We start from the raw sequence: 25,470 nt of genomic DNA, 5'->3' as shown, positions 1-25,470 counted from the left end.
CGATGCCTCGTGGCCCATCGCCGCTTGGGCCCCGTGCGTCAGCACGGTCAAGGTGTTGCCCGGATCCAGCCAGTGATCGTCCACTTGACGGAGGCGGAGGATCGATCAATCCAGTTTGCACGTCGACACGGCGGTAGCCGCCGTGGGTGCCCGGCGGCCGTGGTGCGTGGTAGCGTCAGCCGCACAAACCGACCGGCCGGTACGGCCGGCGCGTACCGCTCGCGACGTGGCGAGGCGGCGTGGACGACGACGTTCGAGAGGTGGCGCAGTGCGCAGGTTCGCAGGAAGGGTCACGCTCGTCACGGGCGCGAGCCGCGGCATCGGGCTGGCGGTGGCGCACCGGCTCGTCGCCGAGGGCGGTCACGTCGTGCTCACCGGCCGCAAGCCGGAGGCGCTCGACGAGGCCGTGGCCGCGCTCGGCCCCGACAACGCGTCCGCCGTCGCCGGCAAGGTCGACGACGACGCCCACCGGGAGGAGGTCTTCGCCCACGTGGCCGAGCGGTACGGGCGCCTCGACCACCTGGTCAACAACGCGGGGATCAACCCCGCCTGGGGACCGGTGCTCGAGGTCGAGCCGTCGGTGGTCCGCAAGATCATCGACGTCAACGTGGTGGCCGCCCTGGAGTGGACGCGTGACGCCGTCGCCGCGGGCCTGCGGTCGTCGATCGTCAACACCGCCTCGATCTCCGGCACGTCCACGAGCCCGAACATCGCCTTCTACGGGGTGTCGAAGGCCGCGCTGATCAACCTCACCGGGCAGCTCGCCCAGGAGCTCGCGCCCCGGCTCCGCGTGAACGCCGTCGCCCCCGCCGTGGTCAAGACGCACCTGTCCCGTGCCCTCTACGAGGGCAAGGAGGACGCCGTCGCGGCCGGCTACCCGCTGGGACGGCTGGGTGTGCCCGACGACGTCGCCGGCCCGATCGCGTTCCTGCTGTCCGACGACGCCGGCTGGATCACCGGCCAGACACTCCGGATCGACGGTGGCGCGTCCATCGTGCCCGTCGGGTGAAGGATGGACCCATGAAGACCACCCACGTCGCCGACTCGGTCCTGCAGGCAGCCCTCGACCTCTTCGCCACCCAGGGCTACGCGACCACGAGCGTCCAGCAGATCGTCGAGGCCGCCGGCGTCACCAAGGGCGCCATGTACCACTACTTCCAGTCCAAGGACGACCTGCTCTTCGCGATCTACGACCGCATGCTGTCGCTGCAGAAGCGCCGGCTCGAGGAGATCGTCGCGGCAGGGGGCACCACGACGGACGTCCTGCGCGCGGTGTGCGTCGACGTCGTCGAGACGTCCATCGACCTGCTGCCCGAGGGCACGGTGTTCTTCCGGAGCATGCACATGCTCACGGAGCCCCGGCGCAAGGAGGTCACCCAGCGGCGGCGGGAGTACCACGACGAGTTCGCCGCGCTCGTCGCCCAGGGGCAGGCCGAGGGAGCCCTGCGGACGGACGTGCCGCGCACGGTGCTCATCGCCCACTTCTTCTCCGACGTGCACTACCTGTCGTACTGGTACTCGCCGTCGGGGCCCGAGACCAAGACAGAGGTCGCGAACCAGCTGACCGACCTCTTCCTGCGCAGCATCACCGTGGAGGACGGATGACCGAGACCATGCGCGCCTGGCGCGTCACCCGCAACGGCGAGCCGACCGAGGTCATGAGCCTCGACGAGGTCGACCGCCCCGAGCCCGGGCCGGGGGAGGTGCTCGTGCGCACCTGTGCCGTGGCGGTGAACTTCCCGGACGTCCTGCTCGCGCGCGGCACCTACCAGGTGCGGCCGGAGCTGCCGTTCGTGCCCGGCATCGAGCTGTGCGGCGACGTCGTCGCGCTCGGCGAGGGAGTCGACGGTCTCGGGCGCGTCGCCGTCGGCCAGCGCGTGGTGGGTTCGGCGATCGGCGTGCTCTCCGAGTACGCCGTGCTGCCGGCCGCGTCGTGCCACCCGGCGCCGGGCTCGCTCGACGACGCCCAGGCCGCGGCGCTGACCATCGCCTACCAGACGGCCTGGTTCGGGCTGCACCGCCGTGCCGCGCTCGCCGCGGGCGAGACGCTGCTCGTCCACGCCGCCGCCGGCGGGGTCGGCACCGCCGCCTGCCAGCTCGGCGCGGCGGCAGGTGCCACGGTGATCGGGGTCGTGGGCAGCGAGGCCAAGGCCGACGTCGCCCGGGCGGCCGGCGCCAAGCACGTGCTGATCCGCTCGGACGACCTCGCCGCCCAGGTCAAGGAGCTGACCGGCGGTGCCGGGGCCGACGTGGTGTTCGACCCCGTGGGCGGGGCCTCGTTCGAGGCGTCGACCCGGTGCATCGCGTTCGAGGGCCGGATCGTCGTCGTCGGTTTCGCCAGCGGTGAGGTCGCACCGGTCCGGGCCAACCATGCGCTGGTGAAGAACTACGGGGTGCTGGGGCTGCACTGGGCGCTCTACCAGCAGCGCGACCCCGCCCTCGTCGACGCGGCGCACGCCGAGCTGACGCAGCTCGCCGACGCGGGCGCGCTCGAGCCCGTCGTGGCCGACGTCGTCCCGTTCGACCAGGCCCCGGACGCGGTCCGACGGCTCGCCGAGGGGGCCACGACCGGGCGCCTGGTCGTGCGCGTCGCCGACTGACCCGCCCGACCCTGGCTGGACCGAGGATCCTCTCCGTGCGAAGGAGCACCGTGACCACTGACCTCACCGACCGCGTCGCGATCGTCACCGGGGGAGCCCGGGGGATCGGCGCCGCCTACGTCCGTGCCCTGCACGACGCCGGCGCGCGCGTGCTCGTCGCCGACCTGCTGGAGGCGGACGGGTCCGCGCTCGCCCACGAGTTGGGGGACCGCGCCCGGTTCGCCCACCTCGACGTCACCGACGAGGCGGGCTGGACCCGGGTCGTCGACGACACGGTCGCGGCATGGGGTGGTGTGGACGTGCTGGTGAACAACGCCGGGATCGCCAACGCCGGCCCGATCGAGCACTACCCGCGCACCAAGTGGGACGCCGTCATCGCGGTGAACCTGACCGGGACCTACCTCGGCTGCCGAGCGGTCGTTCCGGCGATGAAGGCGGCGGGCCGCGGCTCGATCATCAACGTCTCGTCTGTCGAGGGCATGCGCGGCAGCACCCACCTGCACGGTTACGTGGCCTCGAAGTTCGGGGTGCGCGGGCTGACGAAGTCGTTGGCCGTCGAGCTCGGCGCGGACGGCATCCGCGTCAACTCGGTGCACCCGGGATTCATCGACACGGAGATGACGGCGAAGATCGATCCGTCCGGCCTGCCGATCCCGCTGCGGCGCGGAGGCCGCCCCGAAGACCTGACCGGCACGGTCCTCTACCTGGCCGGCGAGGGGTCCGCCTACGTGACCGGTGCGGAGATCGTGGTCGACGGCGGCATGATCAACGGCGTGGGGCACCTCTGAGCCACTGACCGTCCGGCCTCGTGACCTGCGTCGAAGGCCTTCCTGAACCATCTGTGTCACAGCCGTGCAACAACCGTCAGAATGACATACCGGCCAGTCGGTTTATACGCTAGGGTGTGACGCATCCGACACGAAGAGGTGCCGATGTCCAGCAACACACCGCGACTCCAGGTCGACGGGCTCACTGTCACGTTCGGTGGTCTCACCGCGCTCGACGACGTCAGCTTCACCGTGGGCGACGCCGAGACGGTGGCGCTCATCGGTCCCAACGGGGCCGGCAAGACGACGGTGTTCAACGCCGTCTGCTCCTTGGTCCGGCCCCGTGCCGGCACCGTCCGCATCGACGGCCGCCCCGCACCCACAGCGCCGACCGGGCTGCCGGCCCGCGGGGTCTCGCGGACGCTGCAGGGGCTCGGCCTGTTCGCCGGGATGACGGTCCTGGAGAACGTGCTCGTCCCGCTGGTGGGTCCGGCGATTTCGACCGCCGTACCGGACGCGGCGCCGGCCGTGCTCGAACGCCTCGGCCTGTCCGCCGAGGCGGGGACCCCGGTCGACGCCCTGCCGTACCCGGAGCGCAAGCGGGTCGCGCTCGCGAGGGCCCTCGTCACCGGGCCGCGGCTGCTGCTCCTGGACGAGCCGGCCGGCGGACTGGGCGCGGAGGACATCGCCGACCTCGCCGGGATCGTCCGCGGCCTCTCCGCGGACGGCTGCTCGGTGCTGCTCGTGGAGCATCACGTGGACTTCGTCATGGACGTCGCCGACCGGGTCGTCGTGCTCGACTTCGGCCGCGTCGTCGCCTGCGGGACGCCGGACGAGGTCCGTGCCGACCCGGCCGTCGAGGCGGCCTACCTCGGACTGGAGGCTGCGGCGTGACCACCCCGACCGAGACTCCCGCGACCACGACGACCCGGACGATGCTCGCGATCGAGGGCCTCACCGTCGGCTACGCCGGCGCCCCTGTCATCGACGGCATGCGCCTCGACGTGCCCCACGGCGCCGTGGTGGCGCTCCTGGGCGCCAACGGAGCCGGCAAGACGACGCTGCTGCGCACGGTCTCCGGCCTGGTGCGGCCTCGCTCCGGGCGGATCAGCCTGGACGGGCAGGACCTGTCGGGGCTCAGCGTCGAGGACCGGGTCCGGCGAGGCCTGGCCCAGGTCCCCGAGGGGCGCAGCGTCGTGTCCGAGCTCACGGTCGAGGAGAACCTGCACCTCGGTGCGCTCTGGAAGATCCCGGGCCGGTCCGCGCGCCGCGCCGCCGTGGCCGAGGTGTACGAGACCTTCGAGCCGCTCGCGCGCCGATGGCGCAGCATGGGTCACCAGCTCTCCGGTGGTGAGCGTCAGATGCTCGCCCTGGCACGGGCGCTCGTCGCCCGTCCACGGGTGCTGCTCCTCGACGAACCGTCGCTCGGCCTCGCGCCACGCGTCGTCGCCCAGCTGTTCGCGATCCTGCGGGACACCGCGGAGCGCACCGGGCTGACGGTGCTGCTCGCCGAGCAGAACGTCACCAGCGCACTCTCGATCGCCGACCGCGGCGTCGTGCTCGGCCTGGGGGAGATCGTCGCCGACGCCCCGGCCGCCGAGATCGCCGCCGACCCTGCCCTCCGGCACGCCTACCTGGGGTTCTGATGGATCGTCTCGCCTTCCTCCTCGCCACGGGCCTCGCCCGCGGCCTGGTCATCGCTCTCTTCGCCCTGTCGCTGGTGATCATCTGGCGCGCCGCCCGCATCGTGAACTTCGCCCAGGCGGCCATGGCGATCGTCGCGGTCTACGTGGCGTTCGCCGTGACGCAGGCCACCGGCTCGTTCTGGCTCGGGCTCGCTGCCGCCCTGGTCACCGGAGCCGCCGTCGGGGCCGCCGTCGAACGCTGGCTGATCCGGCTCGTGCCCAGCACCACGCCGCTACCCGGCATGATCGTGGCGATCGGCCTGGTGATGGTCCTGCAGTCGGCCATCAGCATCGCCTTCGGGCCGAAGCACCGCCCGATGGCCGCGCCCTTCAGCGAGCAGCCGTTCTCCGTCGGCGGGGTGGCCGTGCTCTCGCCCTACGACCTGTTCATCCTGCTCGTGGCCCTCGGCGTGGTGGCCGTCCTGGCCGTGCTGTTCAACGGGACCACGCTCGGGCTGCAGATGCGGGCGTCCGCGATGGCCCCCGAGGTGTCCCGGCTGCTGGGCGTCCGGGTGCCGCGGATGATCACCCTCGGCTGGATGCTGTCGTCCGCCGTCGCGGCGCTCGCGGTGCTGCTGCTCGTACCCACCGAGCTCGGCCTGAACGCGCACAGCGCGGACATCCTGTTCGTCCACGCCTTCACGGTGGCGGTGCTCGGCGGGCTGGACTCGCCCAGCGGTGCGCTCGTCGGCGGAGTGGTCGTCGGCATCCTCATCAGCCTGGTCACCGGGTTCCTCGGCGCAGGTCTCGCGCCGATCGCGGTGCTCGTCCTGCTCACCGTCGTCCTGCTCGTGCGGCCGGGCGGCATCTTCGCAGCCAAGGAGGCGCGGACCGCATGACCGCCACCATCAGCTCTCGGACCCGCGGGATCGTGCTGCGGGCGCTCGCGCTGACCGTGCTCGCGCTCGCCGCGACGTTCCTGCTCGACTCCTACCGGAACTACCAGCTCGCCGTCGTCGCCGCGGTGTTCTGCGCGACGGCCGGGCTCACCCTGCTGGTCGGGCTCACCGGGCAGCTCTCCCTCGGGCACGCCGTGCTGATGGCGTGCGGCGGCTACGGCTATGCGCTGGCCGCAGGGTTCGCCGTCGAGGCAGACCTCAGCGGGGTGCTGCGCTTCGCGGTCGGGATCGTCGGAGCTGTCGTCGTCGCCGGAGCAGTCGGCGGTCTCCTCGGGCTCGCCGGAGCCCGGCTGCGGGGGCCCTACCTGGCGGGACTCACCCTGGCACTCGTCATCGCGTTGCCCGCGTTCACCTCGCAGGTCCCGGGTCTGGGTGGTGACCAGGGCCGGAACGTCCCCTTCGAGCCGGTCCCGGACTGGCTCGCCCCCGTGCTGTTCAGCACCGAGCAGTGGCACGCGTGGATCGCGATCCTCGTCGCCGCCGTCGCGGTCACTCCGCTGGCCGTCCTGCGCTCGGGGAGGGCGGGCCTGCGCATGCGGGCCGTCCACGGTGACGAGGTCGCCGCGCGCCTGGCCGGCATCTCGCCCGGCCGGGTCAAGTCTCACGCCTTCGTCGCCGGTGCGCTCTCGGCCGGGCTCGGGGGCGCGGTGCTCGCGATCGTCACCCAGAACGTCAGCCCCGGCGGCTACGACCTGGCCTTCTCGCTCCTGCTGCTCGTGGCCGTGGTCGTCGGCGGGCTGGGCAGCATCGGGGGAGCCGCCGTGGGTTCGGTCCTGGTGGTCCTGCTGCCGTGGCTCATCGACACCCTCACGACGTCGGTGGGCCTGCCCGCCGACGTCGAGCAACGGCTCTCGGGGAACCTCGTGGTCCTCGTCTTCGGAGCGCTCCTCATCCTCGTCACCGTCGTCTGGCCCGGCGGGTTGTCGCACGCCTTCGCCGGGCGCCTCGGTTCCCTGTCCGCCCGGCTCCGCCGGCGGTCCGACCAGCACGTCCCGCAATCGCTCACAGAGAGGTGACTCCCATGCGGACCACTCACAGCACACCACGCACCCTCGTGCGTACCGTCGTCGCCGCCACCGGCGCCGTCGCCGTCGGTCTCGGTCTGTCCGCCTGCGGCGGCGCCGACGAGGCGACGCCCGGCGTCTCCGAGGACACCGTCACCGTCGGTACCCATCAGCCGTTGACCGGACCGGCAGCCGCCGGGTACTCCTCGATCTCCGCCGCCACCAGCGCATACTTCGACTACGTCAACGCCAACGGTGGTGTCCACGGCCGCACCATCGAGTACCTCGTCAAGGACGACGGCTACAACCCGGCGAACACCCAGACGGTGGTGCGCGAGCTCGTCCAGCAGGACGACGTCTTCGCCGTGCTCAACGGGTTGGGCACCCCGACGCACTCGTCGGTGCTGGACTTCCTCAACCAGAACGAGGTGCCGGACCTGTTCGTCTCCTCCGGATCGACCGCGTGGAACGACCCGGAGAGCTACCCGTACACCTTCGGCTTCAACGCCGACTACCTCGTCGAGGGGTCGGCGCTCGCCCAGTACGCGAGCGACGAGCACCCGGGCGAGAAGGTCTGCATGCTGGGTCAGGACGACGACTACGGCGAGACGCTGCGCGCCGGTGCGGAGATCGTCCTCGGCGCCGACGGCCTGGGCGCCTACGAGACGTACGAGACCTCCAACCAGGACGTCACCGCCCAGATCGGCGCGCTCCAGGCGGCCGAGTGCGAGGTGGTCATGCTGGCCACGGTGAACGGTTTCTCCGCGCTGGCCGTCGGGACCGCCGCGCAGATGGGATTCATGCCCACCTGGATGGCGTCCTCGGCCGGTGGCGACTACCCGACCCTCGTCGGGTTCCTCGGCGAGGACGTCGCCCCGCAGCTCCTCCAGGGCTTCGTGTCGGTGAACTACCTGCCGTTCAGCCCGGACAGCGAGTGGGTCGAGCTCTTCCGGCAGATCAACGAGGAGTACAACGACGGCGCGTCGTTCGACGGCAACACCGTGTTCGGCATGGGCGTCGGGTACGCCTTCACCGAGGCGCTGGCCAAGGCCGGCGAGGACCCGACCCGGGAGGCCCTGGTCGAGGTGCTCGAGTCCGGCGAGCTCGTCGGCAACGGGATCGTCCCGCTCGCGTACTCCGCCGAGAACCACGCGGGCTACGACGCCGCCGGCATCACCCTGGTCGACGGCGGCGTGCAGGACTTCGTCGGGTCGACCTACCGTCTCGAGGGCGAGACCGTGACGGCGGTCGAGCCGGAGCAGGTGGCGCTCGAGGGCGACGGCATCCCGGTGGAGTGACCTGACCGGCCTGCCCGACCCCGCCCGAGCACGACAGCGGCCCGCCTCCCTCGAGGGAGGCGGGCCGCCGTCGTGGGGCAGGGGACTCAGGCGCGCAGCTGTGCCCTGCCCAGCGACGCCAGGTGGACCTCGTCGGGGCCGTCGGCGATGCGCAGCGCGCGGGCACCGGCGAACATCTCCGCCAACGGCTGGTCCGCGGAGAGGCCTGCCGCACCGAAGATCTGGATGGCGCGGTCCAGGATCTGCTGGACCGCCCGCGGCACCGCGATCTTGATCGACTGGATCTCCGTCATCGCCTCCCGGTTCCCGACGGTGTCCATCAGCCACGCGGTCTTGAGCACCAGCAGGCGCAGCGCCTCGAGCTCGACGCGGGCCTCCGCGACCCACTGTCGCACCACGCCCTGCTCGGACAGCGGGACACCGAACGTGGACCGGGTCCGTGCGCGCTCCGCGGCGAGTGCCACCGCTCGCTCGGCCGTGCCGAGAGCCCGCATGCAGTGATGGATGCGTCCCGGACCGAGGCGCGCCTGGGCCATCGCGAATCCGCCGCCCTCAGGACCGAGCAGGTTCTCCGCGGGCACGCGGACGTCGTCGAACACGATCTCGGCGTGCCCGCCGTGGTCGCGGTCGTCGTAGCCGAAGACCGTGAGCGGCCGCACGATCCGCACCCCGGCTGTGTCGCGCGGGACCAGGATCATGGACTGCTGCCGGTGGCGCGAGGCCTCCGGGTCGGTCTTGCCCATCACGATGAGCAGCCGGCAGTCGGGGCTCATGGCGCCCGTGGACCACCACTTGCGGCCGCTGATCACGTACTCGTCACCCTCGCGACGGATCCGGGTGCCGATCTGCGAGGCGTCCGAGGACGCGACGTCGGGCTCGGTCATGCAGAACGCGGAGCGGATGTCGGCCTCGAGCAGCGGGGTGAGCCAGCGCTCCTGCTGCGCCGGCGTGCCGAACTCCGTCAGCAGCTCCATGTTGCCGGTGTCCGGCGCGGCGCAGTTGAACGCCACCGGTGCGAGCCGGGTGCTCCAGCCGGTGAGCTCGGCGAGCGGCGCGTACTGGAGGTTGCTGAGCCCGGCGCCGCGTTCGGAGGGCAGGAACAGGTTCCACAGCCCCTCGGCGCGGGCCGTGGCACGCAGCTCGTCGACGACGGGCCGGAACGTCCACTCGTCGGGGCTCGCCGCCAGCTGGGCGTCCAGGACCGGCTCCGCCGGCAGGACGTGGTCGTGCACGAACGTCCTCACCTGCTCGGTCAGCGCTGCGGTGCGAGGATCGGGAGAGAAGTCCATCTCAGGTGCTCCTGGGTCGGGCCGCCGCACGGGCCAGGCCGTCGGCGGCGAGCGGGGCGACGAGGTCGCCGATGGTGTCGAACCCTTCGCCGACGGTCTCGCCGGCGCGGTAGCGGTAGTGGATCCCCTCGAGGATCACCGCGAGCTTGTAGGCGGCGAACGCCCGGTACCACCACAGGTCGGGTGGCGTGGTCCCGGTGCGGGCCGCGTAGGCGTCCACGAGCTCGTCGAAGGTCGGGTAGCCGACGTCGGGGACGACGGCGCTCGCGGCCACGGCTCCGGCGGAGAGCGAGCGGATGTCCCAGTAGAGGCCGAGCAGCCCCAGGTCGACGAGCGGGTCGCCGAGGGTGGCCATCTCCCAGTCGAGCACCGCGGCGATCGTCGGGCGGTCCGGTGTGCCGCCGACGAGGGCGTTGTCCAGGCGGTAGTCGCCGTGCACGATCCCGGTCCGCCCCGAGTCGGGGACGCGGGTCGTGAGCCGTTCCTGCAGCTCGTCCAGGGCGGGGAGATCGCGCGACCGCGACGCGTCGTACTGGCGCCGCCAGGTGGTGAGCTGGCGGTGGAGGTATCCGTCGGGCCGGCCGAAGTCGGCCAGCCCGACCTCGGCGGGTTCCACACGGTGCAGGTCCGCGAGCGTCCGGGCGAGGGTGAGGCCGAGGCGGTGCAGACCCGCTGCGGTGAAGCCGGCGTTCTGCTCGGGCCGGGACAGCACCGCGCCCTCGACACGTTCCATGACGAAGAAGGTCGTCCCCGTGACCTCGCCGCGGGCGGTGTCGTCCACGACGTCGACGGTCGCCGGGACGGGGACGTCGCTGGCTCCCAGGGCGGAGATCACGCGGTGCTCGCGGCGCATGTCGTGCGCGCTCGACAGCACGTGACCCAACGGGGGGCGGCGCAGCACGAGCGGCAGGGACGCGCCGTCGACGCGATACGTCAGGTTGCTGCGGCCTCCGGCGATGACCTCGACGGTCAGGGAGGAGTCCGGCTGGGGAGCCAGCTCCGGGTGCTCGCGCGTCAACCAGGCTGACAGGCCCGCTCGGTCCAGGCCGGGCACGTCGGTCATCGATGACCCCATCTCTCGATCGGACCCGGCGTCGGCGCCGGGCGTGATCGCAGCATACCGCGTGGTCGGTATGTCGCCGAACCGGCCGCCCGTGGACGGTGTCCCGCGGTCGCGTCGACGGCATCCGATGAGTCCGGGGCGCTGACGCGGTCCACACGACGTCCGTCCGAGGAGGGGAGAGGCGCATGACCACCGAGACCGATGACGGTCCGGGCGACACCCGCGCGGCCGACGGCGAGGCGCTCGGACCGGAGCTGTTCGCGGAGCGCGACGGCGTGCGCCTGTGCTACCAGGCGCTGGGTGACCCGGCGTGGCCGACGGTGCTGCTCGTCGGGGGGCTCGGGGCGTCGATGGACTGGTGGCCGGCGGACCTCTGCGTCGCGCTGTCCGAGGGCGGGCGGCGCGTCGTCCGGTACGACCACCGCGACACCGGACGATCGACGACGGGGGTGGCCGGCGAGCCCGCGTACACGGCGCGGGACCTTCTCGAGGACCCGCTCGTGATCCTGGACGACCTGGACGTCGACCGGGCCCATCTGGTCGGGCTCTCGATGGGCGGCGGCATCGCCCAGGAGCTGGCGGTCGAGCACCCCGACCGCGTCGCGTCGCTCACCTTGATGTCCACCTCGCCGGCGCTCGACCGTCGAGACGACACGGCGCTGCCGGGCCCCGCGCCTGAGCTGTCGGGCCTGTGGGACGGGTCGGCAACGGGCCCGGGGGAGGCCGCGGCGACCGAGGCGTCCGTCCGTGAGGACCGGCTGCTCACCGGCGGCGGCCACTTCGACGAGGCCCGGACGCGTGCGATCGCGCGCCGTGCCGTGCGCAGGAGCGCCGACCCCGCGGCGGCCGCGAACCATGCGGCGGTGGCGTCGGGGCTGCCGGTCCGGGGCGCCCTGAGCGAGATCCGGGTCCCGACGCTCGTGGTGCACGGCGACCGGGACCCGCTCTTCCCCGGGCACGGAGCGCGGCTGGCCGCCGAGATTCCCGGCGCCCGGTTGCTCGTGCTGCACCGGACCGGGCACCAGGTGCCGCCGCCGCAGACGTGGGACCGGCTGCTGCCCGCGCTGCTGGAGCACACGGCGTGACGGCGCCGTACGATCGGCGGGTGAGCGTGCCCACGCAGTGGCTGCTGGACTCGGACCCCGCATTGCGGTGGCAGGTGGAACGCGACCTGCTCGGGCTCCCCGCGGAGACGTGGCGAACGACGCGGGCGCGGGTCGCCACGGAGGGGTTCGGTGCGCGGCTGCTGGCCCACCAGGACGACGACGGCCGGTGGGCCGGTGGCGCCTTCTTCCCCGGCGGGCAGGCGTACTTCGAGGTGCAACGCGCCGAGGTCGACCCGCCCCAGCCGTGGACGGCCACGACCTGGTCCCTCAACTCGTTGCGCGAGTGGGGTCTCGACGCCGCCGTCCTGCAGGCCAACGGCACGCCGGGGCTGCTCGCGCGGCACTGTCGCTGGGAGTACGACGACCTGCCCTACTGGGACGGTGAGGTCGACTGCTGCATCAACGCCTTCACGCTCGCCAACGGCGCCTGGCTCGGGGTGGACGTGACCAGGATCCTCGGCCGTCTGGTCGACGGGCGGATGCGCGACGGTGGCTGGAACTGCGAGTGGGTCGAGGGTGCGACGGTCTCGTCGTTCGTCTCCACGCTGAACGTGCTCACGGGGCTGCTCGACTACGAGCAGATCGTGGGCGGTGACGCGGAGGCGCGTGAGGCGCGCCGGACCGGCGAGGAGTACCTGCTGGCGCGGAGGCTGCTCCGCCGGTGGTCGACCGGCGAACCGATCGGCCCGTGGACGCTCCGGTTCGAGTACCCGTTCCGCGCGCACTACAGCGCCCTGCGCGCCGCCGACTACTTCCGGCGTGCCGCGCTGCACGACGGCGTCGCGCCGGACGAGCGCCTCGCCGAGGCGGTCGAGGTGGTCCGGGCAGCGCGGCGCGACGACGGCCGGTGGGTCCGGGACCGGCGGCACGCCGGCGAGGTGTGGTTCGAGGTGGACGTCGCGGCGGGTCGCCCCTCGCGGTGGCTCACCCTGACCGGCGAGCTGCTGCTGCGGTGGTGGGACGGCTCCTGAGGGTCACGCTGCCGGGGTGAGCAGCTGCTGCTCGACGGCGGAACGGATCGACGCCGGGACCGGCACCGGCCGCTGCGTGGCGGCGTCGACGAACACGTGCGTGAACCGACCCTCGGCGACCGGCTTCTCGTCGCCGGAACGCAGGATGGGCAGGTCCCACGTGATGCTGGTGGTGCCGAGGCGTTCGACGCCGATGGCGACCTCGAGGTCGTCGTCCGGGTAGGAGACGGGGGCGCGGAACTTGCACGACGACGCCACGCAGTAGCCCCGCACGGCCCCGGCCGGGTCGAGCCCTGCCTCCCGGATCATCCACATGTTCACGGCGGTGTCCATGGCCTGGTAGTACACGGTGTTGTTGACGTGGCCGTACTGGTCGTTGTCGTTCCACCGCAGCGGGAACGGATGACGGGCGCGGGGCATGGCGGTCCTCTCGGTGCTCTCGAACGGGTGCGCTCAGGCGCGCAGCAGGTGGCGGAAGGCGGAGCGCGCGGCGTCGGTGCTGGGCGGCTCGCCGGCGATGAGGTCGGCGTAGGTGAAGGACTCCGAGACGCGGACCAGCAGGTAGGCGAGCGCGTGCCGGTCGATGGCACCGTCGAACGGTCGCTCGCCGAGGTGCTCGCGCACGAGCTGCTCGACGGTGGCGACGTAGCGCTGCTGGATGGGGCTCGCCGACGTCGTCAGGAGACGCAGCGCTCGGGCGGGCTCGCGGCTCAGGAACGTGCGGAAGTAGTCCGCCTCGATGAGGTCGGTGGCGAAATGGCTGAGCAGGGCGGCCAGGTACGCGCCGCCGGCCGGTGCGGTGCCGTCGGGCCCGGGCTCCGACGCCGCCCGCTCGGCCTGCACGAGCGTCGGCACGGCGAGCGACCAGAGGACCTCCGACAGCAGGGCGTCGCGGTTGCCGACCCAGCGGAAGACGGACGTGCGGTCCACCCCGAGCTCGGTCGCGAGGCCACCCATGTCGATGCGGTGACCTGAGACGAAGGTCTCACGTGCCTGCTCGAAGGCGCGCAGGGCGTCGGGGTGGACGCCGGGCACGAGCCGTGCGGACAGCCGGGTCGGCGCGGCCCGCAGGCCCACGGTGGCGATGTCGCTCGACGGGGAGAGCATGCGGAGCAGCCTAGCCGGATGTTGCGCGATGGGTGCAACATCTCGCAGAATGATGCACACTGACGCCACGGATCGACGACGATCGGAGCACCATGACTCTCACCACCCCGGCCACCACCCCGCAGACCCACGCCGCCGCTGCTCTTGCGGTACCCGAGGTGCTGGACGCCGACTTCTACGGTTTCCAGGACCTCCTGACCCCCGTGGAGCAGGAAGCCGTCGGCCGCGTCCGCGACTTCATGGAGCGCGAGGTGCGACCCCTCGCCGACGACTACTGGGACCGCGCCGAGTGCCCGGTCCACCTGTTCAAGCCCTTCGCCGAGCTCGGCTCGGTCGGTGCGGCCTGGTCCGAGACCAGGCAGTTCGAGAACTCCGCGGTGTTCCGCGGCTGGGTCGGCATGGAGCTCGCGCGGGTGGACTCCTCCTTCTGCACCTTCATCGGCGTCTCCAGCGGGCTGGCGATGAGCTCGATCGGTCTGGGCGGTTCGCCGGAGCAGCGGGCCGCGTGGCTCCCGCCCATGGCGCGCGGCGACCTCATCGGTGCCTTCGGTCTCACCGAGCCGCTGTCCGGGTCCGACACGGCCCGTGGCCTGCGCACCACCGCCACGCGGCACGGCGACACCTGGGTGCTCGACGGCGCCAAGCGCTGGATCGGCAACGCGACGTTCGCGGACGTCGTCGTCATCTGGGCCAAGGACACGGCCGACGACCAGGTCAAGGGCTTCATGGTCCGCAAGGGCACGCCCGGCTTCACCGCCACGAAGATCGAGCGCAAGCAGTCGCTGCGCATCGTGCAGAACGCAGACATCACGCTCGAGAACGTCGAGATCGCCGAGTCCGACCGGCTCCAGGGCATCAACAGCTTCAAGGACCTGGCCAACGTGCTGCGCGTGACCCGCGACGGCGTCTCGTGGCAGGCGCTCGGCACCATGATCGGCGCCTACGAGGCCGCCGTGACGTACACCAAGGAGCGCGAGCAGTTCGGGAACCCGATCGCGTCCTACCAGCTGGTCCAGGACAAGCTCGCCACCGGGCTCGGGAACATCACCGCCAGCATCGCGATGTGCGTCCGCCTCGCGCAGATGCAGGACGAGGGCACCCAGCGCGACCAGCACGCCGCGCTGGCCAAGGCGTTCGTCACCACCCGGATGCGCGAGACCGTCGCCCTGGCCCGCGAGGTCTGCGGTGGCAACGGCATCACCCTCGACACCGGGGTCGCGCGCTACTTCGCCGACGCCGAGGCCGTCTACACGTTCGAGGGCACCCGGGACATGAACCAGCTCATCGTCGGGCGTTCGATCACGGGCCACGCGGCCTTCGTGTGAACCGAAGACTCGCGCGACACGAACTCGTCTGAGAGAGGACCCAGATCATGACCGAGGCCTACATCGTGGCCACCGCGCGCTCTCCCATCGGGCGCGCGTACAAGGGGTCGCTGCGCGAGCTGCGCGCCGACGACCTCGCCGCCCAGATGGTGCGCGCCGCCCTGGACAAGGTGCCGGCGCTCGACCCCGCCCGCATCGACGACCTCATCCTCGGCTGCGGCCTGCCCGGCGGCGAGCAGGGGATGAACATGGGGCGGATCGTCGCCGTCCTCCTCGGGCTCGACTCCGTCCCCGGGACCACCGTGACCCGCTACTGCTCGTCCAGCGTGCAGTCGACCCGCATGGCCTTCCACGCCATCAAGGCCGGCGAGGGCGACGTCTTCGTCTCCGCGGGCGCCGAGTCCGTCAGCCGCATGGTCAAGGGCTCGTCGGACTACATCGAGGGTCAGGACCTGGAGAACCCGCGCTTCGCCGGCGCCACCGAGCGCACGGCCAAGCGCGCCGTCGGGGGAGCGCCCGTCTGGTCCGACCCGCGCGCCGACGGTGAGCTGCCCGACGCCTACATCGCCATGGGGCAGACGGCGGAGAACCTCGCCTCCGTGCACGGCATCAGCCGCGCCGAGCAGGACGAGTTCGCCGCCCGCTCCCAGCAGCGGGCCGAGCGGGCGATCGCGGACGGCTTCTGGTCGCGCGAGATCACGCCCGTGACGCTGCCGGACGGCACCGTCGTGTCGGCCGACGACGGCCCGCGGCCCGGGACCACCGTCGAGAAGCTCGCGGGGCTGGACCCGGTGTTCCGGCCCGACGGCACCGTGACGGCCGGCAACGCCTGCCCGCTCAACGACGGTGCCGCCGCGCTCGTCGTCGTCTCCGGCCGGGTGGTCGAGGAGCTGGGCCTGCAGCCGATCGCCCGGATCGTGTCCACCGGCGTCACCGGGCTGTCCCCGGAGATCATGGGGCTCGGGCCCGTCGAGGCGAGCCGGCAGGCCCTCGACCGAGCGGGCCTGACGATCGACGACATGGACCTGGTCGAGATCAACGAGGCGTTCGCCGCCCAGGTGATCCCGTCGGCCCGCGAGCTGGGCATCGACGAGGACAGGCTCAACGTGCACGGCGGGGCGATCGCCGTCGGGCACCCGTTCGGCATGACCGGGGCACGCATCACCACCACCCTGCTCAACGGCCTGGAGTCGACCGGCGGTCGCTACGGCCTGGAGACGATGTGCGTCGGTGGCGGCCAGGGGATGGCCATGGTGCTCGAGCGGCTCTGACCCTCTCCCGGGCAGCACGGCGCACGTCCCTTCGGCAGGAAGCAACCAGCTCGGCACGCATGCGTGCCGAGCTGGTTGCTTCCTGCCGATCAGAGTTCCGGCCCGGACTCGACCCACTCTCCGTCGCGCATGAGGTTCCGCCCGCGCATCTCGTCCACCTCGCGCCACGCCTGTATCCGCACAGGCCGCAGGACGAGGTAGACGTAGCCGTCCGGGTCGGTGCGCGGGTCCCAGTCCGCCTGAGCGGCGTACCTCTCGCCCAGGTCGGCCTGCGCGTCCGCCACCGGGACGGTCTGCTCGACGACAGCGTCGACCAGCACCACGTCGCGGGTGTGGCCGAGCGCGAGCCGTGTGCTGAGGGACGCGACGACGTTGCGTGCCGTGCGGGACGATGCCGGCAGCGCGAGCACCACCCGTTCGCGCCACCAGACCAGGGACAGCGGGACCAGGTACGGCTGCGCTGCGCCGTCGTCGTCCGACGACGCCGAGGCCACCCAGGCGTCGCAGGCCGGGCTCCGGAGCATGGCCAGGGTGTCGGCGATGCGCTGCTGACGGGTGCGCGGAGCGTCGGTGGTCATGACGCCATCCTGCCCGACCCGCTCCGGGCCGGGCAGGACGCGCTGCTCAGTGCTCGGGGACGTACAGCGCCAGGGACTCGGCCACCAGGGCCGGCTTGCCGGCACCCTCGATCTCGATCGTGACCGTCGCGGCGAGCCGGACGCCCTGGGCGGTGTGCTCCGCGCCCGTGATCTCAGTGGTCGCGCGGACCCGAGCGCCGGCCGGCACGGGGGTGAGGAACCGGACCTGGTCCAGCCCGTAGTTCACCGCCATCGCGACGTCGCCGACCTCGATCAGCTCGCCCGTGAGGCGGGGGAGCAGCGACAGCGTCAGGAAGCCGTGCGCGATCGTCGTGCCGAACGGCCCCGCGGCCGCCCGCTCGGCGTCCAGGTGGATCCACTGGTGGTCCTCGGTCGCGTCGGCGAACGCGGCGATCCGGTCCTGGTCGATGGTGAACCACTCGCCGGTGGCCTGCTGCCCGACGGCGTCGGCGAGCGCCGCGGGGTTCGCGACCTGGATGACGCCGTTCACGCTCTGCGCGGTCACGCCTTCGGCCCTCCCGCGACGTACAGCACCTGGCCGTTGGTGAAGCCGGCCTCCTCGGAGCAGAAGAACGACACGGCGGCCGCGATGTCCTCGGGCTGCCCGACGCGTCCGGCGGGCACCTCCTTGGCCATGTGCGCCAGGAAGTCCTCCAGCGGGACGCCGACGCGCGCGGCGGTCTCGGCGATCATGTCGGTGGCGATGACGCCGGGGGCCACCGCGTTGGCGGTGACGCCGAACTTGCCGAGCTCGATCGCGAGGGTCTTGGTGAAGCCCTGCATGCCCGCCTTGGCCGCGGCGTAGTTGGCCTGGCCCCGGTTGCCGAGCGCCGACGTGCTGGAGAGGTTGACGATGCGACCCCAGCCGGCGTCGATCATGTGCTTCTGCACGGCGCGGGCCACCAGGAAGGCGCCGCGCAGGTGGACGCCGAGCACGGCGTCCCAGTCGTCGGTGGACATCTTGAACAGCAGGTTGTCGCGCAGGATCCCGGCGTTGTTGACCAGGATGGTCGGGGCGCCGAGCTCGGCGACCACGCGTTCCACGGCGGCGGTGACGGCGTCCTCGTCCGCCACGTCGACGCCGACGCCGATCGCGCGGTGTCCGTCCGCGGTGAGCTTCGCGGCGGTCTCGGCGGCGACGTCCTCGAGCAGGTCGAGCACGGCGACGGCGTGGCCGTCGGCCGCGAGGCGGGCGGCGGTCGCGGCGCCGATGCCGCGGGCACCGCCGGTGACGACGGCGACGCGGGGGGTGGTGCTGGTCATGCGGGTGTCCTCTCGTCGAAGGTGATCAGCTGGCGCAGCTCCTCGCCGGCGGCGAGGCGGTCCAGCGCGCGGGGCAGCTCGTCCAGCCCGATGCGGGCGGAGACGAGTCGTTCCAGCGGCAGTCGTCCTGCTCGCCAGAGTTCCACGTAGCGGGGGATGTCGCGGCTCGGGACGGCCGAGCCGAGGTAGGAGCCGACGACGGTGCGGGCCTCGGCGGTCAGGCTCAGCGGGGAGATGCTCGCCCGGGCGTCCGGGCCGGGCAGGCCGACGGTGACGGTGGTGCCGCCGGGGGCGGTCAGGGCGTAGGCGGTCTCGAAGGCGCGGGCGTTCCCGGCGGCCTCGACGACGACGGGGGCCCTCGCCCCGGTGTCGAGCGCCTCGGCCGGCGTGAGGGCGCGGGCGCCCAGCTCGCGGGCGAGGTCGAGCTTGGTGGGGACCGTGTCGATGCCGATCACCTCGTGGCCGAGCGCCGCGGCCACCAGGAGCGCGGCCATGCCGACACCCCCGAGCCCGACGACGGCGACGGCCTCACCCGTGGCGGGCCGGCCCGCGTTGAGCACGGCGCCGCCACCGGTGAGCACCGCGCAGCCGAGCAGCGCCGCGACGTCCGCGGGGACGTCGTCGGGCACGGGGACCACGGACGTGGCCGACACGACGGCGTGGGTGGCGAAGGCGCTCACCCCCAGGTGGTGGTGCACGTCGGCGCCGTCGCGGTGCAGGCGGCGCACGCCGCCGACGAGCTCGCCGACGGCGTTGGCCGCGGACCCCACGGAGCAGGGCAGGCGGCCGTCGGTGGCGCACTCCGCGCACCGCCCGCAGCGCGGCAGGAAGGTCATGACGACGCGGGTGCCGACGGCGATGCCTGCGTCGGCCGGGACGCTGTCGCCCACGGCCTCGACGATCCCGGCGGCCTCGTGGCCGAGCAGCATCGGGGTGGGGCGCACGCGGTTGCCGTCGACGACGGAGAGGTCGGAGTGGCACAACCCGGCGGCCTCGATGCGGACCCTGAGCTCGCCGGGGCCCGGTGGGTCGAGCTCGAGCGGCCCCACGGTGAGCGGGCGAGAGTCGGCCCAGGGGGCGGGTGCTCCGCAGCGTTCCAGCACGGCACCGGTGATCTGCACGGTACGACCTCCTCGTCGTGTGTCCTCAGGGTAGAGACTCGTGCGGACAGCATACCGACCGCGCGGTATGGGCCGGTACCGGACGCCGTCGCAACCTCGCCGGGGCGCTGAGCAGCGCGGTTGACACCCGCCGTGCGGGAGCGTGTACTGAAGCCAGGTTCGAACAAGCGTTCGATCCTCTGCCGGACGTCCAGACCGACAGCTCGACCGCCGGGAGGGGGGCCGCATGAGCGTCGTCCCCGAGGTCCGTCCCGTGCCGAGCCCGAGCCGCACGGGCCACGCGACCCCTCACGGCGACCGTCGCTCGCGAGCGCTGGCCGCGCTGCGAGCCGCGGAGCAGGGGAGCGTCCGTCCCGCGCAGCACGAGAGCCGGCCGTCGGTGCCGGTACCGGCCCCGGACGGCCGGGCCACCCCGGCCCGCCCGGTGCACCCCGCCCTCGCCCCGCTGCTGCCCGGCGGGCTGCCGAGCGGCGGGGTCCTCACCGTGCAGGGCTCCACCAGCCTGCTGCTCGCCCTGCTCGCCACCGCCTCCCGCGACGGCGCCTGGGTGGCCTTCGTCGGCGCACCCGCCGTCGGGATGCTCGCCGCCGCCGACGTCGGGATCTCGCTCGAGCGCACGGCCGTCGTCCCCGACCCCGGCCCGGACGCCCCCGCCGTGCTCGCCGCGCTGCTCGACGGCATGGACGTGCTCGTCGTCGGACCGCGGACCGCGCTCGCCGACGCCGACCGCCGGCGCCTCGCCGCCCGCACCCGCCAGCGCGACGCCGTCCTGGTCACCACCGAGCGGTGGCCCGGGGCGCACGTCGTGCTCGACGCCCGCGGCGGGGCCTGGTCGGGCGCCGACGCCGGCGCCGGGTGGCTGCGTCGGCGCACCCTGTCGGTGCTGCGCACCGGACGGGGCGCCGCGGCCCGGCCCGTGGAGATCGACGTGGAGGTACCCGTCGGCGGCGACGTCCCGTCGGCGTTCGCCGCTCCGGCCGGTCGGCGCGGTGCCCCTGGTCGAGATCTGAGGGTCGCATGAGCACCCGCACCGCGGTGCTCTGGGTACCGGACTGGCCGGTCGTGGCGGCGCTGGCTGCTGCCGGGCTGGACGCGCACGTGCCGGCCGCCGTCCTCGGAGCGCCGTCGCGGGGCGGGACGACGGCGGGGCGCAGCGTCGTGGCGACCTCCGCCGTCGCGCGCAGCGCCGGGGTGCGTCGCGGCATGCGCCGCCGCCAGGCGCAGGAGGCCTGCCCCGACCTGGTGCTGCTGGAGGCCGACGACGAACGCGACGCCCGGACCTTCGAGCCCGTGGCGGTCGCTGCCGAGACCGTCGTGGCAGGCCTCGAGGTCGCCCGCCCCGGCCTGCTGCTCCTGCCGGCCGGGGGCGCGGCGCGCTACCACGGCACCGAGCGGGCGCTGGCCGAACGGCTCGTCGCCGCGGCGGCCGAGGCGGGCCACGAGTGCCAGGTCGGGGTGGCCGACGGCCTGCTCGCCGCGGTGCTCGCGGCCCGGGACGACGCCGTCGTGCCGCCCGGTGGCTCGCCGGCGGCCCTCGCCGGGCGCCCGGTGGGCGAGCTCGTGCACGCCGTGTGCGACCCGGGCGTGGTCGCCGCCGTGCGGGACGCCGTCGGGCTGTGGTGGCGGCTCGGGCTGCACACGCTCGGGGACCTGGCGGCCCTGCCCGCGGCGAGCGTGACCGCCCGGTTCGGCGATCTCGGTGCCTGGGCGCACCGGTTGGCCCGCGGCGAGGACGAGCGCCCGCCTGCCCGACGTCGCCCCGAGGCCGACCTGGCCGTCGCCACCGAGCTCGACCCGCCCGCCGACCGGGTGGACGTCGCCGCGTTCGCCGCCCGCCGGCTCGCCGAGGAGCTGCACGCGCTGCTCGTCGCCCACGGGGTGGCCTGCGGTCGCCTGCGCATCACCGCGCGCACGACCGAGGGTGAGCTGGAGCGGCTCTGGCGCACCGACACCGCAGCCGGGGGACTGCCCGCCGCGCGGATCACCGACCGGGTGCGCTGGCAGCTCGAGGGCTGGCTGACCGACGGCGCGCGCCGACGTACCGGGGTCGAGGGATCGCCCGAGGTCGCGCCGCTGGTCCACCTCGCGCTCGCCGCGGAGGACGTCGCCCCCGCCGGCACGCACCAGCCCAGCCTGTGGGGCGCGGACGCCGGGCAGGACGCCCGCGCCCGCCAGGCCCTGGACCGTGTGCAGGGGCTGCTCGGCGGCGACGCCGTGCTCACCGTCCGGCGTGCCGGCGGGCGTGACCCGCGCACCCGCGTCCGGCTCGTGCCCTACGGCGAGGACACCGCCGTCGACCGGCCAGCGGACCGGCCGTGGCCGGGTGCGCTGCCCAGCCCGGCCCCCGCCACCCTGCTGCCCGAACCCGCGGCCGCCCGCCTGCTCGACGCCGCCGGCAGTGACGTCGTCGTCGACGCCCGCCTCGCCCGTGACGGCGACCCCGCCCGGGTGCGCTGGGACGACGGCGAGCACGACGTCGTCGGCTGGGCCGGCCCGTGGCCGCTCGCCGAACGCTGGTGGGCGCCGGACGGCGGCACCCGGCGGGTGCACCTGCAGGTGCTGCTCGACGACGGGCGGGGGCTGCTGCTGGCCCAGGTCGGTGGGGCGTGGCAGGTGGAGGCGCTCTATGACTGAGACGGAGCGGTACGCCGAGCTGCACGCCCATTCCGCCTTCAGCTTCCTCGACGGTGCCAGCCACCCGGCCGAGCTCGTCGCCGAGGCGGACCGGCTCGGGCTGGAGGCCCTCGCCCTGACCGACCACGACGGGTTGTACGGCGTCGTGCGCTTCGCCGAGGCGGCCCGGGCCGTCGGGCTGCCCACGGTGTTCGGCGCCGAGCTGCACCTGCCCGCTCCCGTTCCCGGCGGGGCGCCGGTGCTCGACGACCCCACCGGTGTGCCGGACCCGCGCGCCACCCACCTGCTGGTGCTGGCGCGTGGTGCGGACGGTTACCGCAACCTCTCCCGGGCGATCGCCACCGCCCACCTCGAGGCGGGCGTCAAGGGCAGGGCCCGCTACGACCTCGACCGGCTCGGTGCGCAGGCCGACGGGCAGTGGCTGGTGCTCACCGGCTGCCGCAAGGGTGCCGTACGGCGTGCTCTGGACGGGGTTGTCGACGCCGGCGCCGTGACGGGATCCGACCCGCTGCGCGCCGCGCGCCGCGAGCTCGACCGGCTCACCGCCGTCTTCGGCCACGACAACGTCGCCGTGGAGATCACCGCCACCGGCGACCCGCGCGACGCCGACCGGCACGACGCGCTGGCCGCGCTCGCCGCAGACGCCGGGCTGCCGCTGGTCGCCACCACCGCGGCCCACTACGCCCGCCCGCGTGACGCCGACCTGGCGGGGGCGCTCGCAGCCGTGCGGGCCCGCTCCTCCCTCGACGACCAGGACGGCTGGCTGCCCGGCGCCCCGACGGCGCACCTGCGCTCGGGCGCCGAGATGGCGCGGCTGCACCACCGGCACGCCCGCGCCGTCCCGACGGCGGCCGCGCTGGCCGCCGAGTGCGCGTTCGACCTGCACCTGGTGGCGCCGAACCTGCCGCCGTACCCGGTGCCGGCCGGCCACGACGAGGCCAGCTGGCTGCGCGAGCTGGTGCACCGCGGGGCCACGGAGAGGTACGGCCCGCGGCCCGGGCCGGGCAGCACCGGACGGGAACCGAAGGCGTGGGCGCAGATCGACCACGAGATGCGGGTCATCACCGACCTGGGCTTCCCCGGGTACTTCCTCGTCGTCTACGACCTGGTGGAGTTCTGCCGGCGCGAGGGCATCCTGTGCCAGGGGCGGGGGAGCGCCGCCAACTCCGCGGTCTGCTACGCCCTGGGGATCACCGCCGTCGACGCCGTGCACCACGGTCTGCTGTTCGAGCGGTTCCTCGCCCCCGAGCGCGACGGGCCGCCGGACATCGACATCGACATCGAGTCGGGGCGTCGCGAGGAGGTCATCCAGCACGTCTACGCCCGGTTCGGGCGCACGCACGCCGCCCAGGTCGCCAACGTCATCTCCTACCGGCCGCGCTCGGCGGTGCGCGACGCCGCCCGGGCGCTCGGGTACGACGTCGGGCAGCAGGACGCCTGGTCCAAGTCCATCGAACGCTGGGGGTCGCTGCGCGGCCCCGACCCGACCAGCCCGGCGGCGGACGCGAAGGCCCGCGACGCCCGGGCGGCGACCGGTGCGCCGGTCACCCGGCGGGACGAGGAGAAGGCCCGGGTGGCAGCCCAGTGGGGAGGTGCGGGCGCCGCCCGGTTCGTGGACACCCTGGCAGAGGACGTGAGGCGGGCCGACGACGCGCACGACGTCGTACCGGCGTACGCTCCGCCGTCGGCCGAGCAGGAGGGGCACATCCCCGAGCCGGTGCTGGACCTGGCCGACCGGTTCCTGCGTCTTCCCCGGCACCTGGGCATCCACTCCGGGGGCATGGTGATGTGCGACCGGCCCGTCATCGAGGTGTGCCCGGTCGAGTGGGCGCGGATGGAGGGCCGCACGGTCCTGCAGTGGGACAAGGAGGACTGCGCGGACGCGGGCCTGGTGAAGTTCGACCTGCTGGGCCTCGGCATGCTCACGGCGATCCGGTACGCCTTCGAGACGGTCGAGCGGCACACGGGCCGGCGCCTGGAGCTGCACACCCTGCCGGAGGACGACCCGAGGGTCTACGACCTGCTCTGCGCGGCCGACACCGTCGGGGTGTTCCAGGTCGAGTCCCGCGCCCAGATGGCCACCCTGCCGCGGCTGCAGCCCCGGGAGTTCTACGACATCGTCGTCGAGGTCGCCCTCATCCGGCCCGGCCCCATCCAGGGCAACTCCGTGCACCCGTACATCGAACGGTCCCGGGGCCGCCAGGAGGTGACCTACCTGCACCCGCTGCTGGAGCCCTCCCTCCAGCGGACCCTGGGGGTGCCGCTGTTCCAGGAGCAGCTCATGCAGATGGCGATCGACGTCGCGGGGTTCTCCCCGGCCGAGTCCGACCAGCTGCGGCGGGCGATGGGTTCCAAGCGGTCGGTGGAGCGCATGGAGGCGCTGCGCGGCCGGCTGTTCGCCGGGATGGCCGAGCGCGGTGTGCCGCTCGAGGTGCGCGAGGAGATCTACGACAAGCTCAAGGCGTTCGCCGACTTCGGCTTCCCCGAGTCGCACGCCTACTCGTTCGCGTTCCTGGTCTACGCCAGCTCCTGGCTCAAGGTGCACCACCCCGAGGCGTTCTTCGCGGGGCTGCTCGCCGCGCAGCCGATGGGGTTCTACTCACCGGCCTCCCTGGTGGCCGACGCCCGCCGCCACGGGGTGCAGGTGCTGCGCCCGGACGTCAACGCCTCGATGGCGCTCGCGGGCGTCGAGAGCGTCGAGGCGGGTGGGGAGCGCAGCGCCGACGGTTCGGGTGTGCCGCTCGACGTCGACGCGACGCTCGCCGTCCGGCTCGGGCTGGCGGCCGTGCGCGGGCTGGGCACCGACGTCGCCGAGCGGATGGTCGCCGAGCGGGACGCCCGTGGGCCGTTCGGCGACCTGCGCGACCTGGTCCGGCGTGTCGAGCTGTCCACCGCGCGCCTGGAGGCGCTGGCCACGGCCGGAGCCCTGGCCTCGCTCGGGGTGACCCGACGCGAGGGGCTGTGGGCCGCGGGCGCCCTCGGCCAGGAGGGGCCCGCCACGCTCGAGGGCGTCAGCGTCGGGGTGGCGGCCCCGGCGCTGCCGGGCATGGATCGTCTCGAGATCGACGTCGCCGACACCTGGGCGACCGGCATCACGCCGGACACCACGTCGCCGCTGGAGCACGTGCGTGCCGGGTTGGATCGTCAGGGCGTGCTCACGGTGGCCGCGGCGATGGCGACCGAGCCGGGGCGACGCGTCGCCGTCGGCGGAGTGGTCACGCACCGGCAGCGGCCCGGCACCGCGGGCGGCGTGACGTTCCTGTCCCTGGAGGACGAGACCGGGCTGCTCAACGTCATCTGCACCCCGGGGCTGTGGCGGCGGTTCCGGACCGTGGCGCGCGGGGCGCCGGCCATGGTGGTGCGCGGGCAGGTGGAGCGGTCCGACGGCGCGGTCAACCTGCTCGCCGAGCACCTCGCCCCGCTGCGCCTGCCGGTGACGACACGGTCACGCGACTTCCGCTGACCCGC

24 protein-coding genes are annotated in these 25,470 nt (G+C 73.7%); 16 read left to right on the top strand and 8 right to left on the bottom strand.

Annotated features, from left to right (window positions below; translation table 11 throughout):
• The first annotated feature begins 268 nt into the window (after positions 1–268).
• From MWU57_RS02445 to MWU57_RS02405, 9 genes are all read left to right on the top strand, one after another.
• Positions 269–1,009 carry an SDR family oxidoreductase gene (locus tag MWU57_RS02445; RefSeq protein ID WP_246907070.1) on the top strand — a complete coding sequence of 247 codons (741 nt, stop codon included), beginning with the start codon at positions 269–271 and terminating at the stop codon, positions 1,007–1,009.
• A gap of 11 nt (positions 1,010–1,020) precedes the next feature.
• Positions 1,021–1,605, top strand: a complete 585-nt coding sequence (locus MWU57_RS02440) for a TetR/AcrR family transcriptional regulator (protein ID WP_106269703.1) — start codon at positions 1,021–1,023, stop codon at positions 1,603–1,605.
• A complete protein-coding gene (locus MWU57_RS02435; RefSeq protein ID WP_246907069.1) occupies positions 1,602–2,600 on the top strand; it encodes an NADPH:quinone oxidoreductase family protein in 999 nt (332 codons plus the stop codon). The genes MWU57_RS02440 and MWU57_RS02435 overlap by 4 nt, the downstream gene beginning before the upstream one ends.
• A gap of 50 nt (positions 2,601–2,650) precedes the next feature.
• The gene (locus tag MWU57_RS02430; RefSeq protein WP_246907068.1) at positions 2,651–3,388 is read left to right on the top strand and encodes a glucose 1-dehydrogenase; all 738 of its coding nucleotides are present in this window, start codon (positions 2,651–2,653) and stop codon (positions 3,386–3,388) included.
• A 144-nt stretch (positions 3,389–3,532) separates the two neighbouring features.
• Positions 3,533–4,261 carry an ABC transporter ATP-binding protein gene (locus MWU57_RS02425; RefSeq protein WP_106269705.1) on the top strand — a complete coding sequence of 243 codons (729 nt, stop codon included), beginning with the start codon at positions 3,533–3,535 and terminating at the stop codon, positions 4,259–4,261.
• Positions 4,258–5,013: an ABC transporter ATP-binding protein gene (locus MWU57_RS02420; protein ID WP_246907067.1), complete on the top strand. Its 756-nt coding sequence runs from the start codon at positions 4,258–4,260 to the stop codon at positions 5,011–5,013. The genes MWU57_RS02425 and MWU57_RS02420 overlap by 4 nt, the downstream gene beginning before the upstream one ends.
• Positions 5,013–5,891: a branched-chain amino acid ABC transporter permease gene (locus tag MWU57_RS02415; protein ID WP_106269706.1), complete on the top strand. Its 879-nt coding sequence runs from the start codon at positions 5,013–5,015 to the stop codon at positions 5,889–5,891. The genes MWU57_RS02420 and MWU57_RS02415 overlap by 1 nt, the downstream gene beginning before the upstream one ends.
• A complete protein-coding gene (locus MWU57_RS02410; protein ID WP_246907066.1) occupies positions 5,888–6,967 on the top strand; it encodes a branched-chain amino acid ABC transporter permease in 1,080 nt (359 codons plus the stop codon). Before MWU57_RS02415 ends, MWU57_RS02410 begins: the two co-directional genes overlap by 4 nt.
• Positions 6,968–6,972: 5 nt before the next feature.
• Positions 6,973–8,253, top strand: coding sequence for an ABC transporter substrate-binding protein (locus tag MWU57_RS02405; protein WP_246907065.1), 1,281 nt, complete (start codon positions 6,973–6,975; stop codon positions 8,251–8,253).
• Positions 8,254–8,339: 86 nt separating this feature from the next.
• Here MWU57_RS02405 and MWU57_RS02400 read toward each other — a convergent pair whose 3' ends face one another.
• Both MWU57_RS02400 and MWU57_RS02395 read right to left on the bottom strand, forming a co-directional pair.
• Positions 8,340–9,542 (bottom strand): acyl-CoA dehydrogenase family protein, encoded by a 1,203-nt coding sequence (locus MWU57_RS02400; protein ID WP_246907063.1) that lies wholly within the window; start codon positions 9,540–9,542, stop codon positions 8,340–8,342.
• Between the two features lies 1 nt (position 9,543).
• On the bottom strand, positions 9,544–10,605 hold the full coding sequence (locus MWU57_RS02395) for a phosphotransferase family protein (RefSeq protein ID WP_106269710.1): 1,062 nt from the start codon (positions 10,603–10,605) through the stop codon (positions 9,544–9,546).
• Positions 10,606–10,790: 185 nt separating this feature from the next.
• Here MWU57_RS02395 and MWU57_RS02390 point away from each other — a divergent pair, with 185 nt between their 5' ends.
• Both MWU57_RS02390 and MWU57_RS02385 read left to right on the top strand, forming a co-directional pair.
• Complete coding sequence (locus tag MWU57_RS02390) at positions 10,791–11,690, top strand: alpha/beta fold hydrolase (protein WP_246907060.1); 900 nt, start codon at positions 10,791–10,793, stop codon at positions 11,688–11,690.
• Between the two features lie 20 nt (positions 11,691–11,710).
• Positions 11,711–12,682, top strand: a complete 972-nt coding sequence (locus MWU57_RS02385) for a squalene cyclase (RefSeq protein WP_246907058.1) — start codon at positions 11,711–11,713, stop codon at positions 12,680–12,682.
• Between the two features lie 3 nt (positions 12,683–12,685).
• Here MWU57_RS02385 and MWU57_RS02380 read toward each other — a convergent pair whose 3' ends face one another.
• Together MWU57_RS02380 and MWU57_RS02375 are read right to left on the bottom strand one after the other, a co-directional pair.
• Positions 12,686–13,102, bottom strand: a complete 417-nt coding sequence (locus MWU57_RS02380; RefSeq protein ID WP_246907056.1) for a thioesterase family protein — start codon at positions 13,100–13,102, stop codon at positions 12,686–12,688.
• Positions 13,103–13,135: 33 nt separating this feature from the next.
• Complete coding sequence (locus tag MWU57_RS02375) at positions 13,136–13,789, bottom strand: QsdR family transcriptional regulator (RefSeq protein ID WP_246907054.1); 654 nt, start codon at positions 13,787–13,789, stop codon at positions 13,136–13,138.
• A 92-nt stretch (positions 13,790–13,881) separates the two neighbouring features.
• On the opposite strand from MWU57_RS02375, the gene MWU57_RS02370 reads away from it, so the two are divergent.
• Complete coding sequence (locus tag MWU57_RS02370; protein WP_106269714.1) at positions 13,882–15,114, top strand: acyl-CoA dehydrogenase family protein; 1,233 nt, start codon at positions 13,882–13,884, stop codon at positions 15,112–15,114.
• A 47-nt stretch (positions 15,115–15,161) separates the two neighbouring features.
• Positions 15,162–16,385, top strand: a complete 1,224-nt coding sequence (locus tag MWU57_RS02365; protein ID WP_106269715.1) for an acetyl-CoA C-acetyltransferase — start codon at positions 15,162–15,164, stop codon at positions 16,383–16,385.
• Between the two features lie 89 nt (positions 16,386–16,474).
• Here the strand turns inward: MWU57_RS02365 and MWU57_RS02360 are convergent, their stop codons facing one another.
• Genes MWU57_RS02360 through MWU57_RS02345 form a run of 4 tightly spaced genes read right to left on the bottom strand, consistent with a single transcriptional unit; the run spans position 16,475 to position 19,368 of the window.
• On the bottom strand, positions 16,475–16,963 hold the full coding sequence (locus tag MWU57_RS02360) for a pyridoxamine 5'-phosphate oxidase family protein (protein ID WP_246907053.1): 489 nt from the start codon (positions 16,961–16,963) through the stop codon (positions 16,475–16,477).
• Positions 16,964–17,009: 46 nt separating this feature from the next.
• Positions 17,010–17,489: a MaoC family dehydratase gene (locus MWU57_RS02355; RefSeq protein WP_246907052.1), complete on the bottom strand. Its 480-nt coding sequence runs from the start codon at positions 17,487–17,489 to the stop codon at positions 17,010–17,012.
• The gene (fabG, locus tag MWU57_RS02350) at positions 17,486–18,247 is read right to left on the bottom strand and encodes a 3-oxoacyl-ACP reductase FabG (RefSeq protein WP_246907050.1); all 762 of its coding nucleotides are present in this window, start codon (positions 18,245–18,247) and stop codon (positions 17,486–17,488) included. The genes MWU57_RS02355 and fabG overlap by 4 nt, the downstream gene beginning before the upstream one ends.
• Positions 18,244–19,368, bottom strand: a complete 1,125-nt coding sequence (locus tag MWU57_RS02345) for an alcohol dehydrogenase catalytic domain-containing protein (protein ID WP_246907048.1) — start codon at positions 19,366–19,368, stop codon at positions 18,244–18,246. Before MWU57_RS02345 ends, fabG begins: the two co-directional genes overlap by 4 nt.
• Before the next feature lie 226 nt (positions 19,369–19,594).
• Between MWU57_RS02345 and MWU57_RS02340 the strand changes: the two genes are divergently transcribed.
• The 3 genes from MWU57_RS02340 to MWU57_RS02330 are packed head-to-tail and all read left to right on the top strand — an operon-like array spanning position 19,595 to position 25,465.
• The gene (locus MWU57_RS02340) at positions 19,595–20,389 is read left to right on the top strand and encodes a hypothetical protein (RefSeq protein WP_246907046.1); all 795 of its coding nucleotides are present in this window, start codon (positions 19,595–19,597) and stop codon (positions 20,387–20,389) included.
• The gene (locus MWU57_RS02335) at positions 20,386–22,002 is read left to right on the top strand and encodes a DNA polymerase Y family protein (protein ID WP_246907044.1); all 1,617 of its coding nucleotides are present in this window, start codon (positions 20,386–20,388) and stop codon (positions 22,000–22,002) included. Before MWU57_RS02340 ends, MWU57_RS02335 begins: the two co-directional genes overlap by 4 nt.
• Positions 21,995–25,465 (top strand): error-prone DNA polymerase, encoded by a 3,471-nt coding sequence (locus MWU57_RS02330; RefSeq protein ID WP_246907043.1) that lies wholly within the window; start codon positions 21,995–21,997, stop codon positions 25,463–25,465. The genes MWU57_RS02335 and MWU57_RS02330 overlap by 8 nt, the downstream gene beginning before the upstream one ends.
• Positions 25,466–25,470: the final 5 nt, after the last annotated feature.

The organism is Isoptericola sp. S6320L (assembly GCF_023015685.1).
GTDB classification, from domain to species: Bacteria; Actinomycetota; Actinomycetes; order Actinomycetales; family Cellulomonadaceae; genus Isoptericola; species Isoptericola halotolerans_A.
The sequence above is the reverse complement of the archived record's forward strand: the minus strand, read 5'-3'. Positions and strand labels throughout refer to the sequence as shown.

Bases quoted from the DNA above. Each gene is read 5' to 3' on its own strand.
- MWU57_RS02440 (WP_106269703.1), top strand. From the start codon at position 1,021: ATGAAGACCACCCACGTCGCCGACTCGGTCCTGCAGGCAGCCCTCGAC.
- MWU57_RS02435 (WP_246907069.1), top strand. From the start codon at position 1,602: ATGACCGAGACCATGCGCGCCTGGCGCGTCACCCGCAACGGCGAGCCG.
- MWU57_RS02425 (WP_106269705.1), top strand. From the start codon at position 3,533: ATGTCCAGCAACACACCGCGACTCCAGGTCGACGGGCTCACTGTCACG.
- MWU57_RS02415 (WP_106269706.1), top strand. From the start codon at position 5,013: ATGGATCGTCTCGCCTTCCTCCTCGCCACGGGCCTCGCCCGCGGCCTG.
- MWU57_RS02410 (WP_246907066.1), top strand. From the start codon at position 5,888: ATGACCGCCACCATCAGCTCTCGGACCCGCGGGATCGTGCTGCGGGCG.
- MWU57_RS02405 (WP_246907065.1), top strand. From the start codon at position 6,973: ATGCGGACCACTCACAGCACACCACGCACCCTCGTGCGTACCGTCGTC.
- MWU57_RS02400 (WP_246907063.1), bottom strand. From the start codon at position 9,542: ATGGACTTCTCTCCCGATCCTCGCACCGCAGCGCTGACCGAGCAGGTG.
- MWU57_RS02395 (WP_106269710.1), bottom strand. From the start codon at position 10,605: ATGACCGACGTGCCCGGCCTGGACCGAGCGGGCCTGTCAGCCTGGTTG.
- MWU57_RS02390 (WP_246907060.1), top strand. From the start codon at position 10,791: ATGACCACCGAGACCGATGACGGTCCGGGCGACACCCGCGCGGCCGAC.
- MWU57_RS02380 (WP_246907056.1), bottom strand. From the start codon at position 13,102: ATGCCCCGCGCCCGTCATCCGTTCCCGCTGCGGTGGAACGACAACGAC.
- MWU57_RS02375 (WP_246907054.1), bottom strand. From the start codon at position 13,789: ATGCTCTCCCCGTCGAGCGACATCGCCACCGTGGGCCTGCGGGCCGCG.
- MWU57_RS02370 (WP_106269714.1), top strand. From the start codon at position 13,882: ATGACTCTCACCACCCCGGCCACCACCCCGCAGACCCACGCCGCCGCT.
- MWU57_RS02365 (WP_106269715.1), top strand. From the start codon at position 15,162: ATGACCGAGGCCTACATCGTGGCCACCGCGCGCTCTCCCATCGGGCGC.
- MWU57_RS02360 (WP_246907053.1), bottom strand. From the start codon at position 16,963: ATGACCACCGACGCTCCGCGCACCCGTCAGCAGCGCATCGCCGACACC.
- fabG (WP_246907050.1), bottom strand. From the start codon at position 18,247: ATGACCAGCACCACCCCCCGCGTCGCCGTCGTCACCGGCGGTGCCCGC.
- MWU57_RS02340 (WP_246907046.1), top strand. From the start codon at position 19,595: ATGAGCGTCGTCCCCGAGGTCCGTCCCGTGCCGAGCCCGAGCCGCACG.
- MWU57_RS02335 (WP_246907044.1), top strand. From the start codon at position 20,386: ATGAGCACCCGCACCGCGGTGCTCTGGGTACCGGACTGGCCGGTCGTG.
- MWU57_RS02330 (WP_246907043.1), top strand. From the start codon at position 21,995: ATGACTGAGACGGAGCGGTACGCCGAGCTGCACGCCCATTCCGCCTTC.